The organism is Bacillus sp. XT-4 (genome assembly GCF_050864245.1).
Lineage (GTDB): Bacteria > Bacillota > Bacilli > Bacillales > Bacillaceae > Bacillus > Bacillus altitudinis.
This window is the reverse complement of record NZ_JBPAFI010000001.1, coordinates 503,804-516,027: the sequence shown is the minus strand read 5'-3', so window position 1 is coordinate 516,027 and position 12,224 is coordinate 503,804. Positions and strand designations below refer to the sequence as shown.

Sequence of the window (12,224 nt, the reverse complement as noted above, 5' to 3'; positions counted from 1 at the left end):
GAATGACAGAACATTTACTTGAGATTCAACAAAAATTGGATAGCCCAAACGAAGCCATTGCTTTATTTGGCAATCAAGATGCTTATCTGAAACTGATGGAAAACGAGCTGAATGTCTCCATTATCACACGTGGAGAGAAAGTGTATGTTTCTGGTCAGGAAGCATCAAGAGATACTGTGAGCCGTTTGATTACATCTCTCTTACATCTCATTCGTAAAGGAATTGAGATTTCTGAACGGGATGTCGTCTATGCCATTAAAATGGCGCAAAAAGACAAGCTCAATTATTTTGAAAATATGTATGAAGATGAAATTACGAAAAATGCCAAAGGAAAGTCGATCAGAGTCAAAACGATCGGCCAGCGTGAATATGCTGCGGCAATGAAAAAAGATGATCTGGTCTTTGGGATTGGACCTGCTGGTACAGGTAAAACGTATTTGGCAGTGGTCAACGCCGTACATGCCCTGAAAAATGGACATGTCAAACGGATTATCCTGACAAGGCCAGCTGTTGAAGCAGGAGAAAGTCTTGGCTTTTTGCCAGGAGATTTAAAAGAAAAAGTCGATCCTTATTTAAGACCGCTATATGATGCTTTGCACGATGTGCTTGGTAGTGATCATACGGAACGTTTAATTGAGCGCGGAGTGATTGAAATTGCCCCTCTTGCCTATATGAGAGGGCGGACGCTTGATGATGCATTTGTGATTTTAGATGAAGCGCAGAATACAACGCCAGCTCAAATGAAAATGTTTTTGACGAGACTAGGCTTTGGTTCTAAAATGGTCATTACAGGAGATATTACACAAATTGATTTGCCTAAAGGTATGCAGTCAGGCCTTGCAGCTGCAAAGGACATGCTTGCTGAGATCAAGGGTATCTCATTCATTGAATTAGATCAGACAGATGTGGTCAGACACCCGCTTGTGGCGAAGATCATTGGAGCATACGAAAAGCAAAAATGAACTGAGTGACCCGATCGCCTTAATCGGGTCATTTTGTTTCGATCGTGGTTTAAAGTAAAAAAGGAGGTACTTTCCTTGAGAAAGAATCAGAAAGGCAGTAAGCGCAAAAGGCTGCTGTCTAAAAAAGAACCTCAGAAAATGGAGCGCTCACGCTATTTAAACGTACTGCTATACGCTGGTTTAGCGGCCATCATGTTTGTGGTGCTCTTCTTCCATGTAAAACCTGAATCGCTCGACCTAGATTTGTTTTCAGTGAGCGAACAGACCATCTATTCTCCGTCTACCGTTGATGACCAAGAAGCAACAGAAGAAAAGAAACAAGAAGCAACGGATCAAGTGGAAGACCAATATACACTCAAAAAAGCATATTCTGATAATCGTGTTGACCTCATTTCATCCCTCTTTGAAGCCATTAAAGAAGAGAAGAAAGCAGCAGCTGATGACAAAGAGAACCCGCCAACAGATCAAGAGATGGCGAAGCGTGTAAAAGAGAAACTCACAACCGATATGCAGGAAGCTGTTTCGGATCAATCGATTAAAGCACTGCTCCAAGCAAGCGACGAAAACCTTTCTTTTACAAAGGACTCCATCATCACAGTGGTCAATTCTCTCATGAGTAAAGAAATCACAGCTTCTAAGCTGCAAGATGAGAAAAAACAAGTGAAAGCAGAGCTTGAAAACAATTCGATTCCGTCAAAATATTTAAATGCAGCGAAAGAAATTGGTGAATTTGCGATTATTCCAAACTATGTATTTGACCCGGTCGCAACAGAGAAGAAAAGACAAGAAGCAGCTGATAATATTCAGCCGGTTCAAATTAAGCAAGGGCAAATTTTAGTGGAAGAAGGAGAGCTCATTGACCGCGAAGTGTATCGCAAATTAGAACTGACCGGCCTTTTAAACAGCTCCAATTTGTTTAAGCCTGTAAGCGGTCTTATCATCTTAATTGGTCTCTTCTTAGCGGCGATTGTCCACTCACTGGAATCGAGGAAAAAGTCGCTCGTCCATAAGAATAAATCGTTACTGCTGTACTCGCTTATTTTCACCATTATTTTAATCATCATGGAAGTATTCAGTCTCTTCCAGGAAACCAAATATACAACCATCGGCTACGTCGTGCCTGTTGCACTTGGTACGATGCTGATTAAGCTGCTGATCAATGAGCGGCTGGCGATCTTCTCCGGCCTTGTATTTGCCCTTTGCGGCAGTATGATGTTTAATCAAGGAGTAACAGGCGTCTTTAACTATGTCATCTGTGCTTATTATCTAATAAGTGGGATGGCGGGGATTTTATTTTTGAGAAAACATAATGCGAGATCGAAAATTTTGCAGGCGGGGCTTTGGGTAGCTTTGGTGAATGTACTTGTTGTGCTGTCCATTACGCTGATTCAAAATTCTTCTCCATCAGGGCTTGAAATAGGTGTAAACCTCATCATGGCGATTGTGTCAGGTTTTGCATCGGCTATTTTGGTTATCGGGTTAATGCCAGTCTTTGAGAGCATGTTTGGCATTCTTTCGACCATGAAGCTTATTGAATTATCGAACCCGAATCATCCGCTGCTGAAAAAGATCTTAACAGAGACACCAGGTACATATCATCATAGTGTCATGGTGGCGAATTTAGCGGATGCTGCATGTGAAGCAGTTGGTGCAAATGGATTGTTAGCAAGGGTTGGAGCTTATTATCATGACATTGGGAAAACGAAAAGGCCACAATACTTTATTGAAAACCAAATGAACATTGATAATCCGCACGACAAGCTTTCTCCTCAGCTGAGCAAGAATATTATTATTGCCCATACGACAGATGGTGCTGAAATGCTGAGAGAAAAGAAGTTTCCAGAGGAACTTGTGGACATTGCAGAACAGCATCACGGAAAGTCCCTGCTGAAATTCTTTTACTATAAGGCAAAAGAACGGGATGATCAGGTGACAGAAGAAGAATTTCGTTATCCTGGTCCAAAACCGCAATCGAAAGAAGCGGCCATTATTTCTGTGGCTGACAGCGTGGAAGCGGCGGTTCGTTCGATGCATAATCCAAACCCTGAGCGGATTGAAAAGCTTGTCAAAGGCATTATTTCAGATAAGATGCAGGATGGGCAATTTAGTGAATGTGATCTGACATTTAAAGAATTAAATATTATTAGCCAAACAATTTGTACAACATTAAAGGGGATTTTCCATTCTCGGATTGAATATCCAGATGCCCCGAAGCAGAAGGTGAAGTAAATGACATTGTTAATCGATTTAATAGATGAAACAGGACAAGTATCGAAAGAGCAGCTTGAAGAAGTGGAAAAGCTTCTTCAATTTGCTGCGGATGCCCTTGAGGTAAAAGATCAAGCGGAAGTATCAGTATCGATCGTTTCAAATGAAGAAATACATCAAATTAATAAAGAATACCGAGGAAAAGATGCACCAACAGATGTAATTTCATTTGCCCTTGAGGAAGAAGGCGAAGGGGAAATTGAAATCATTGGAGCTGATGACATTCCGCCTGTACTTGGTGACATTATCATTAGTGTTGATCGAACGAAAGAGCAAGCAGAGGAATATGGACATTCCTTCATGAGAGAGCTAGGATTTTTAACGATTCATGGTTTTCTTCATTTGCTTGGCTATGATCATATGACAGAAGAAGATGAAAAAGAAATGTTCGCCAAACAGACAAAAATTTTGGATGATTATGGCCTTTCGAGATCATCGTAAGAAGCGAACGCCGCTTGTCCGTTTTTTTCGGAGTTTTTATTATGCATTTAGAGGAATATGGCGAACTTTCTTGAATGAACGGAATTTTCGATTCCACACAGTCGCAGCCATCATCGTGGTGATTTGCGGCTTTTGGTTTCACATTCATCCGGTTGAATGGATGATCATTCTGCTTTTATGCGGCGGGATGTTTGCGTTAGAACTTGTGAATACAGCGATTGAACATACAGTAGATCTTTTCACAGAAGAGAAGCATCCTCTTGCTGAGAGAGCGAAGGACGCCGCAGCAGGCGCTGTTTGCGTTTACGCCGCCATTTCGGTTATGATTGGGTTGATCATCTTCTTACCGAAGATCATGCAATAGAACAATATTACTATTTATTAACATTTTTAGAAATGGGCGTGAAAATGTCACGTGAATTATGTAAAATATAAATGTGACAGTGGTACCATTTCTTCTGAAAGTGGGAACTAGAATGAACAAACAAGAGTTGATTTCAGAAGCAGTCAAAGCAAGAGATTTTGCATATGTACCCTATTCTAAATTCAAAGTCGGTGCAGCATTATTATCGCATGACGGAAAAGTGTATGGCGGCTGCAATATTGAAAATGCAGCATATGGTATGTGTAATTGTGCGGAAAGAACAGCACTTTTTAAAGCGTACTCAGAGGGCATCACATCTTTTCAAATGCTTGCAGTAGTGGCTGATACAGATCGGCCTGTTTCACCATGCGGCGCATGCAGACAGGTCATTTCAGAGCTATGTGCACCTGATATGCCAGTGATTCTAACGAACTTAAAAGGACATATATACGAAACGACAGTAAACGAACTATTGCCAGGCGCATTTTCACCGGAGGATTTAAATGACTAACGAAAGCTTCAAATCAGGATTTGTATCAATTATTGGAAGACCAAATGTAGGGAAATCGACCTTTCTTAATCGTGTAATTGGACAAAAGATTGCGATTATGAGTGATAAGCCCCAAACGACTCGAAACAAAGTGCAGGGTGTTCTGACAACGAACACGTCACAAACGATTTTTATCGATACACCAGGAATTCATAAACCGAAGCACAAACTTGGCGATTTTATGATGAGGGTGGCTCAAAATACACTCAAGGAAGTCGACCTGATCTTGTTTATGATCAACGCACAGGAAGGCTATGGCAAAGGTGATGAATTCATCATTGAACGACTAAAGCAAACATCGACACCGGTGTTCCTTGTCGTCAATAAAATTGACCAAATTCATCCGGATGAACTGTTCCTTTTAATTGATGAATACCGCACACGTTACCCATTTAAGGAAATTGTGCCAATTTCAGCACTTGAAGGCAACAACATTGATACGCTTCTTCAGCAAATTGAAGGTTATCTTCCAGAAGGCCCTCAATTTTATCCGGCAGATCAAGTAACAGATCACCCAGAGCGATTTATTATTTCTGAATTAATTCGTGAAAAAGTGCTGCATTTAACGAGAGAAGAGATCCCTCACAGTATTGCGGTTGCAATTGAATCGATCAAGCCAGATGAAAACGGCAAGATTCATGTTGCAGCGACCATCGTCGTAGAACGTGATTCACAAAAAGGGATTGTGATTGGTAAGCGCGGCAGCTTATTAAAAGAAGTGGGACAAAAAGCGCGCAGAGACATTGAAGCACTTTTAGGCTCAAAGGTGTATTTAGAGCTTTGGGTAAAAGTGCAGAAGGACTGGCGTAATAAATCCACACATCTTCGTGATTTCGGATTTAGAGAAGACGAATATTAAAAACCGATACAGTTGTTAGTAGATCTGACAATGGTGCGGTTCGATTAGTAAAAATTGTTTATCATGAAATGGAGGTAGCCTGGTCAAGATAAAATTAATATGTTGGATGTAGCGTTGCTGCTTCTAATAAAGAAAGGTGGGGTTTTTATGTTGAATTTTACATGGAACGTATTTTCACAAACAGGAAGCGTTGACACGTATCTGCTTTTCAAAGAGTTAGAAAAGGAGAACCTGGAAAGACCCGATGTACTTGAAGAAGAAATAGCACGACTTGATTTTCCAATCTTATAATTCTTGACCCCCTCCAATGCTCGGAGTGTAGACAAATGCTCATTAAAAGTGAAGGAATCGTCCTTAGAACAACAGATTATGGCGAAACAAACAAAATTGTCACGCTGCTCACTAGAGAACATGGGAAAATTGGTGTGATGGCAAGAGGCGCTAAGAAATCGAACAGCCGCCTGTCAGCCATAAGCCAGCCGTTTTTATACGGAACCTTCCTGATCCAATCATCAACAGGACTTGGAACGCTCCAGCAAGGTGAAATGATGGAAAGCATGCGAACCATTCGGGAAGATTTATTTCTGACTGCATATGCCGCATATATGACAGAATTACTTGATAAAGGAACAGAAGAAAAGAAGCCAAACCCTTACTTGTTTGAACTTCTTCTTCAATCTTTACGCCATCTCAATGAAGGCACAGATGCTGATATTATTTTATTTATCGTAGAGGTCAAAATGCTGTCAGTGATGGGGTTGAAGCCTGAACTGGACCAATGTGTACACTGCGGTCAAAAAGAAGGGCAGTTCCATTTCTCAATTAGAGATAACGGATTCATCTGTAGGCAATGCTTTTCTAAAGATCCATATAAACTGCCCTTATCCCCAGCAGCAGCAAGACTGCTCCGTTTGTTTCATTATTTTGATTTATCAAGGCTTGGTCAGGTTGACGTGAAACCACAGACGAAACAAGAAATTCGTCAAGTGCTCGATCATTATTATGAAGAGTATTCAGGTCTTTATTTAAAATCAAAAAAATTCATGAATCAAATGGAATCCATGAAAAAGCTAATGGACGGTGAAAACAAAAGTTGACATCTCTCGTGACTTTTTGTAAGATCATCTAAGATCAAATATGTTGCATTGACAGAAAGAAGTACTTACGTATCAGCCATAAAAGCGACCTTAGGGCGGTGTGAGCTAAGGATGGACACGTAACGAAAGGCATTCTTGAGCAACGTAAAACAAAGCGGCTGGGTGCTACGACACCAGCAAATAGGGTGGAACCGCGGGAAAAACTCTCGTCCCTATGTTTGCAAGGAACCTTGTGAGCATAGAGACGGGAGTTTTTGTGTTTTGCAAAAAGGTTCTAGGCCCCACCGCCATACATAGCGGATGGTGTAAAAAAGATGGAGGTGCGATCATTGAATATTCAAGACATGATTTTGACACTGCAAAAGCATTGGTCAAATGAAGGCTGCGTATTAATGCAGGCATATGACACAGAAAAAGGTGCTGGAACGATGAGTCCATACACGTTCCTCAGAAGCATTGGGCCAGAGCCATGGAAGGTAGCTTATGTAGAACCTTCAAGACGCCCGGCTGACGGCAGATATGGAGAAAACCCAAACAGATTGTATCAACATCATCAATTTCAAGTGATCATTAAGCCATCACCTGACAATATTCAAGAACTGTATCTAGAATCATTGAAGGCGCTTGGCATTGACCCGCTGAAACATGATATTCGTTTTGTTGAAGACAACTGGGAAAACCCATCTCTTGGCTGCGCAGGACTTGGCTGGGAAGTTTGGCTTGATGGAATGGAAATTACGCAATTTACGTATTTCCAGCAAGTCGGCGGTTTAGAATGTAAGCCAGTTTCTGTTGAAATCACATACGGAATTGAGCGCCTTGCTTCTTACATTCAGGACAAAGAAAATGTGTTTGACCTTGAATGGACAGATGGCTTTACTGTAAGAGATTTATTCTTAATGGCTGAATACGAGCATTCTGTGTATACGTTTGAAACATCTAATACGGATATGCTGTTCGATTTATTTACAACATATGAAAAAGAAGCACATAGCCAAATGGACAAAGGACTTGTTCACCCGGCATATGATTATGTACTCAAATGTTCTCACACCTTTAACCTGCTTGATGCCAAAGGCGCGATTTCTGTGACTGAGCGAACAGGTTATATCGGAAGAGTACGTCAGTTAGCGAGAAAAGTAGCCAAAACATATTACGAAGAACGAGAAAAACTAGGATTCCCTATGCTAAAAGAGGAGGCGGCTTCTCATGAATAAACAAGATGTATTACTTGAAATCGGCTTAGAAGAGATGCCGGCTCGTTTCATGCCAGAAAGCACAAAGCAGCTAGGTGACAAAGTAAAAGCTTGGTTCGTAGCGCAAAATATTTCATTCGAAGACGTTGCTTTATTTAATTCACCAAGACGTCTAGCTGTACTCGTTAAAGGTGTTGCAGAAAAACAAGAGGACATCAAAGAAGAAGCAAAAGGACCGGCTAAAAAGATTGCTCAAGATGCTGAAGGCAATTGGACAAAAGCTGCCGAAGGTTTTGCCCGCGGACAAGGCGCTTCAACAGATGATCTTTATTTCAAAGACATCAAAGGTGTGGATTATGTCCATGTCCAAAAGTTTCAAGAAGGAAAACAAGTCAAAGACCTTCTTCCAGCATTGGGGGACATTGCCGCTTCATTGAGTTTTCCAAAGAACATGAGATGGGGAAGCGAGGATTTACGCTATATCCGTCCAATTAAATGGATTGTTTGTTTATTTGGTCAAGAGATCATTCCTGTCGAAATTGCAGGAGTGAAAAGCGGACGGGAGACTAGAGGACATCGTTTCCTAGGGACGACAGCCAGCATTGACACACCAGCTTCTTATGAGCAAACATTAAGAGATCAATTTGTCATTGTAGATTCAGATAAAAGAAAACAATTAATTACTGAGCAATTACATGCGCTTTCTTCCGAAAAAGGCTGGGTCATTCCAGTTGATCCTGAGCTTCTAGAAGAAGTGAACGATCTCGTTGAATATCCAACCGTTCTATTTGGTTCTTTTGAAGAAGAATTTCTTGCGCTGCCAGAAGAAGTGCTTGTCACGACAATGAAAGAGCATCAGCGTTATTTCCCAGTGAAAAATGAACAAGGGGAATTACTGCCGCACTTTATTACGGTCAGAAATGGAAACAGTGAGGCACTTGAAAATGTGGCAAGAGGGAACGAAAAGGTTCTTCGTGCACGTTTATCAGATGCGGCATTTTTCTATAAAGAAGACGAAAAACTCGTCATTGAAGACAACATTCAAAAGCTTGATAAAGTCGTATTCCATGAGAAACTTGGCACGATTGGCGACAAGCTGAAAAGAGTAACAGACATTGCCGTCCGCCTTGCTAGTCATGTGGGAGCAGATGAAGAAACGTCTAAACGCGCTGCAAGAGCAGCCAGTATTTCTAAATTTGATCTTGTGACTCAGATGGTCTATGAATTCCCAGAACTGCAAGGAATCATGGGTGAAAAATATGCTAGAGCACTTGGCGAGCATGAAGAAGTGGCAAAGAGTATCAACGAGCACTATATGCCGCGTTTTGCCGGTGACGATGCGCCGTCAACACTTATTGGGGCGATTGTTGCAGTGGCGGATAAGCTAGATTCTATTTGTTCATTCTTCTCAATTGATGTCATTCCAACGGGCTCTCAAGATCCTTATGGATTAAGAAGACAAGCGAGCGGTATCGTTCAAATCCTGCTTGACCGCCAATGGAATCTTTCATTTAAAGAGCTTTTAGCACTAGCTCAAGTAGAGACAAAACATGAAGCGGCTCTCATTGAATTTTTAACACACCGTTTGAAATATGTTCTCCAAGCAGAACATATCCGTCATGACGTGGTGGAAGCAGTCCTTGATGTTGAAAATATTGAACCATATGCAGTTGTGAAAAAAGCAGCTGTTCTTGAGGAGAGCGTGAAACAGGAAAGTTTCAAAGAAACGGCTGAGGCACTAGGCCGCGTCATTTCAATCAGTAAAAAAGGGGAAGACGCACAGATTCAGCCTGAACTGTTTGAAAATGAACACGAACAAAAGCTATTTGAAGCGTATCAGCAAGCGGAAAAAGCCGTCAACGAGCATATGGCAAGTGGACAGTACCATTCAGCACTTGAAGCGTTAGATACGTTAAAGGCACCAATTGTTCATTATTTCGACCATACAATGGTTCATGCCGATGATGAAAAACTGAAACAAAATCGTTTGGCACAAATGGTCAAACTTGCAAAAGTCATTCAATCATTTGCGAATATGAACAATTTAATTGTAAAATAAATACCTAAGAACGGTTGCCTTTTTCGAAGGGCAATCGTTTTTTACTCATTTAATTCACGGTTTTTGAGTGGATTTTTGTTTCATTCGGACGAAGATGCGCTATAATATGATGAGTTATGAAATTGATATACATAAAGTAAGGATTCGCTCTCTCTATTTAAAGGTGGTGAGTACAATCGAGTTAAATAAACGGCAAGAGCAGATTTTACAGATTGTCAAAGAGAATGGTCCGATCACTGGAGAGCATATCGCCGATCGGCTGAACTTAACAAGGGCTACCCTCAGACCGGATTTAGCCATTTTAACGATGTCTGGCTTTTTAGAAGCAAGACCAAGGGTCGGCTACTTTTTTACAGGCAAAACAGGCACGCAGCTTCTGGCAGATAAGCTGAAAAAACTTCAAGTGAAAGATTTTCAGTCCATTCCGGTCGTGATACACGAGAATGTTTCGGTTTATGATGCGATTTGTACGATGTTTTTAGAGGATGTGGGCACATTATTCGTTGTGGACGATCACTCTATTTTAACAGGCGTGTTATCAAGAAAAGACCTCCTTCGAGCAAGTATTGGGAAACAAGAGCTTCCGTCTATACCTGTCCATATTATTATGACAAGAATGCCGAACATTACCGTTTGCCGCAAAGAAGATTTTATTATGGATGTGGCCAAGCACTTGATTGAAAAACAAATAGATGCACTTCCTGTTATAAAAGATACGGATAAAGGCTTTGAAGTGGTCGGCAGAATTACGAAAACAAACATGACGAAAATACTTGTTAGCTTATCAGAGAACGAAATTATCTAATTACAGAAGACTGCGAGGGGATGTTATGAGTAATCGTGTAATTTTTGTTGTATCAGATTCAGTCGGAGAAACGGCAGAGCTCGTGGTCAAAGCGGCACTTAGCCAATTTGATGGCGGCTCATCCGACCATTCAAATATTAGAAGAATCCCATATGTAGAGGATGTCGGTACGATTAAAGAAGTGATTTCATTGGCGAAAGCAGATAATGGAATCGTTTGCTTTACTCTTGTTGTGCCAGAAATGCGCCAATTCTTAATTGAAGAAGCAGAAGCGAATGGCGTCGTGTACTATGACATTATCGGTCCACTTATTGATAAAATGGAGACGGCATATGGAAATGAAGCGAAACATGAGCCAGGTCGTGTACGTCAATTAGATGAGGACTATTTTAAAAAGGTAGAAGCCATTGAGTTCGCTGTGAAATATGATGATGGCCGGGACCCAAGAGGTATTCTAAAGGCTGATATTGTGCTGATTGGTGTATCGCGTACGTCTAAGACACCACTTTCTCAATACTTAGCACATAAACGCTTGAAGGTAGCAAACGTTCCGATTGTTCCTGAAGTTGATCCGCCAGAGGAGTTATTCTCAGTTGATCCAAAAAAATGCATCGGCCTAAAAATTAGTCCAGACAAACTAAATCATATCCGTAAAGAACGTTTAAAATCACTCGGTTTAAATGACCGTGCCATTTATGCGAATATCGAGCGGATTAAAGAGGAACTAGAATATTTTGAAAAAGTGGTTGACCGCATTAACTGTCAAGTTGTTGATGTATCGAATAAAGCAGTTGAGGAGACAGCAAATGTCATTCATCAAATGCTGACCAAAAGAGGTTCCGAATAAACTCAGGATGCTCCTCCTGGGTTTTTCCTATGGTGGGAAACGGGTAAACAAAAACAATAGCATATTTGCTGCATTTGTATTATAATAAAAAATTGTGATAAAATGATTGATTTTAGGTTTAAGTTAAGTCAAGAACGAATAAACTAATATTGGCAGAAGTCAAGTGATTCTGAACATAACTTTTCGACAAAATGAGTTTTACTGTTGATTGCTTTATGGGGGAAAAGTATGGTCTTTTTGCTTCTCTAAAGCAGGAATAAGGTGGAGGGATGGAGAATTAGTCACCTGAATGAACGTAAAAAAGAAAGGACGATTTATGTCGATGCAGATGCTTGTCCTGTAAAAGACGAAATCCTTTCTGTCGCATCTCAATTTCAAGTACCTGTGACTTTCATTGCTTCATATGAGCATTTTCAAACCAAACGATCACCACTTGAAGATTGGCGGTTTGTTGATACACATAAGGAAGCAGCAGATTTAGTCATTGCGAACTTAGCTGTCAAGCACGATATTGTTGTCACCCAGGATATTGGTCTGGCCTCCTTACTGCTTCCAAGACAAGTCATTGTTCTGTCTGAAAGAGGACGAATGTACACAAACGAAACAATTGATTTTGATTTGGAACGCAGGCATGTTTCCAGTAAACAGCGAAGAAAAGGTGTATACGGAAAAGGTCCCAAAAAGCTTTTAGAAGAGGATAAAAAGCGATTTATTGCCCAACTACAAAAAATCCTGTCGAATCATGAAGGATTTTTGAATTAAAAGGCGAATAATGT

Annotated in this window: 13 protein-coding genes; all 13 read left to right on the top strand. The window is 40.8% G+C overall.

The genetic code is table 11. The annotated features are described in order from the left end of the window. Positions 1 to 2: 2 nt before the first annotated feature. The 13 genes from ACRRMM_RS02755 (at position 3) to ACRRMM_RS02695 (ending at position 12,210) form a co-directional block, all read left to right on the top strand. Positions 3 to 962: a PhoH family protein gene (locus ACRRMM_RS02755; protein ID WP_008342419.1), complete on the top strand. Its 960-nt coding sequence runs from the start codon at positions 3 to 5 to the stop codon at positions 960 to 962. A gap of 114 nt (positions 963 to 1,076) precedes the next feature. Beyond that, positions 1,077 to 3,191, top strand: coding sequence for an HD family phosphohydrolase (locus tag ACRRMM_RS02750; RefSeq protein WP_407969087.1), 2,115 nt, complete (start codon positions 1,077 to 1,079; stop codon positions 3,189 to 3,191). Continuing rightward, positions 3,192 to 3,671 (top strand): rRNA maturation RNase YbeY, encoded by a 480-nt coding sequence (gene ybeY, locus ACRRMM_RS02745; protein WP_007501310.1) that lies wholly within the window; start codon positions 3,192 to 3,194, stop codon positions 3,669 to 3,671. Next, positions 3,649 to 4,035, top strand: a complete 387-nt coding sequence (locus ACRRMM_RS02740) for a diacylglycerol kinase family protein (RefSeq protein WP_008342413.1) — start codon at positions 3,649 to 3,651, stop codon at positions 4,033 to 4,035. The genes ybeY and ACRRMM_RS02740 overlap by 23 nt, the downstream gene beginning before the upstream one ends. A gap of 112 nt (positions 4,036 to 4,147) precedes the next feature. Beyond that, entirely contained in the window at positions 4,148 to 4,546 is a 399-nt protein-coding gene (locus tag ACRRMM_RS02735) for a cytidine deaminase (protein ID WP_008342410.1), read from the top strand. Beyond that, positions 4,539 to 5,444 carry a GTPase Era gene (gene era, locus ACRRMM_RS02730; RefSeq protein WP_007501305.1) on the top strand — a complete coding sequence of 302 codons (906 nt, stop codon included), beginning with the start codon at positions 4,539 to 4,541 and terminating at the stop codon, positions 5,442 to 5,444. Before ACRRMM_RS02735 ends, era begins: the two co-directional genes overlap by 8 nt. 147 nt (positions 5,445 to 5,591) lie before the next feature. After that, entirely contained in the window at positions 5,592 to 5,735 is a 144-nt protein-coding gene (locus ACRRMM_RS02725; protein WP_008342408.1) for a YqzL family protein, read from the top strand. Between the two features lie 35 nt (positions 5,736 to 5,770). Then, positions 5,771 to 6,541 (top strand): DNA repair protein RecO, encoded by a 771-nt coding sequence (gene recO, locus ACRRMM_RS02720; RefSeq protein ID WP_007501304.1) that lies wholly within the window; start codon positions 5,771 to 5,773, stop codon positions 6,539 to 6,541. Positions 6,542 to 6,870: 329 nt separating this feature from the next. Beyond that, entirely contained in the window at positions 6,871 to 7,758 is an 888-nt protein-coding gene (gene glyQ, locus ACRRMM_RS02715; protein ID WP_003217487.1) for a glycine--tRNA ligase subunit alpha, read from the top strand. Continuing rightward, entirely contained in the window at positions 7,751 to 9,796 is a 2,046-nt protein-coding gene (gene glyS / locus ACRRMM_RS02710; RefSeq protein ID WP_017367621.1) for a glycine--tRNA ligase subunit beta, read from the top strand. Before glyQ ends, glyS begins: the two co-directional genes overlap by 8 nt. A 166-nt stretch (positions 9,797 to 9,962) precedes the next feature. Further along, entirely contained in the window at positions 9,963 to 10,601 is a 639-nt protein-coding gene (locus ACRRMM_RS02705; protein ID WP_024423017.1) for a helix-turn-helix transcriptional regulator, read from the top strand. Positions 10,602 to 10,626: 25 nt separating this feature from the next. Continuing rightward, positions 10,627 to 11,448, top strand: coding sequence for a pyruvate, water dikinase regulatory protein (locus ACRRMM_RS02700; RefSeq protein WP_008342399.1), 822 nt, complete (start codon positions 10,627 to 10,629; stop codon positions 11,446 to 11,448). A gap of 261 nt (positions 11,449 to 11,709) precedes the next feature. Further along, on the top strand, positions 11,710 to 12,210 hold the full coding sequence (locus ACRRMM_RS02695) for a YaiI/YqxD family protein (protein ID WP_008342395.1): 501 nt from the start codon (positions 11,710 to 11,712) through the stop codon (positions 12,208 to 12,210). Positions 12,211 to 12,224 lie beyond the last annotated feature (14 nt).

Bases quoted from the DNA above. Each gene is read 5' to 3' on its own strand.
- ACRRMM_RS02735 (WP_008342410.1), top strand. From the start codon at position 4,148: ATGAACAAACAAGAGTTGATTTCAGAAGCAGTCAAAGCAAGAGATTTT.
- ybeY (WP_007501310.1), top strand. From the start codon at position 3,192: ATGACATTGTTAATCGATTTAATAGATGAAACAGGACAAGTATCGAAA.
- ACRRMM_RS02755 (WP_008342419.1), top strand. From the start codon at position 3: ATGACAGAACATTTACTTGAGATTCAACAAAAATTGGATAGCCCAAAC.
- era (WP_007501305.1), top strand. From the start codon at position 4,539: ATGACTAACGAAAGCTTCAAATCAGGATTTGTATCAATTATTGGAAGA.
- recO (WP_007501304.1), top strand. From the start codon at position 5,771: ATGCTCATTAAAAGTGAAGGAATCGTCCTTAGAACAACAGATTATGGC.
- ACRRMM_RS02740 (WP_008342413.1), top strand. From the start codon at position 3,649: ATGGCCTTTCGAGATCATCGTAAGAAGCGAACGCCGCTTGTCCGTTTT.
- ACRRMM_RS02700 (WP_008342399.1), top strand. From the start codon at position 10,627: ATGAGTAATCGTGTAATTTTTGTTGTATCAGATTCAGTCGGAGAAACG.
- glyS (WP_017367621.1), top strand. From the start codon at position 7,751: ATGAATAAACAAGATGTATTACTTGAAATCGGCTTAGAAGAGATGCCG.
- ACRRMM_RS02725 (WP_008342408.1), top strand. From the start codon at position 5,592: ATGTTGAATTTTACATGGAACGTATTTTCACAAACAGGAAGCGTTGAC.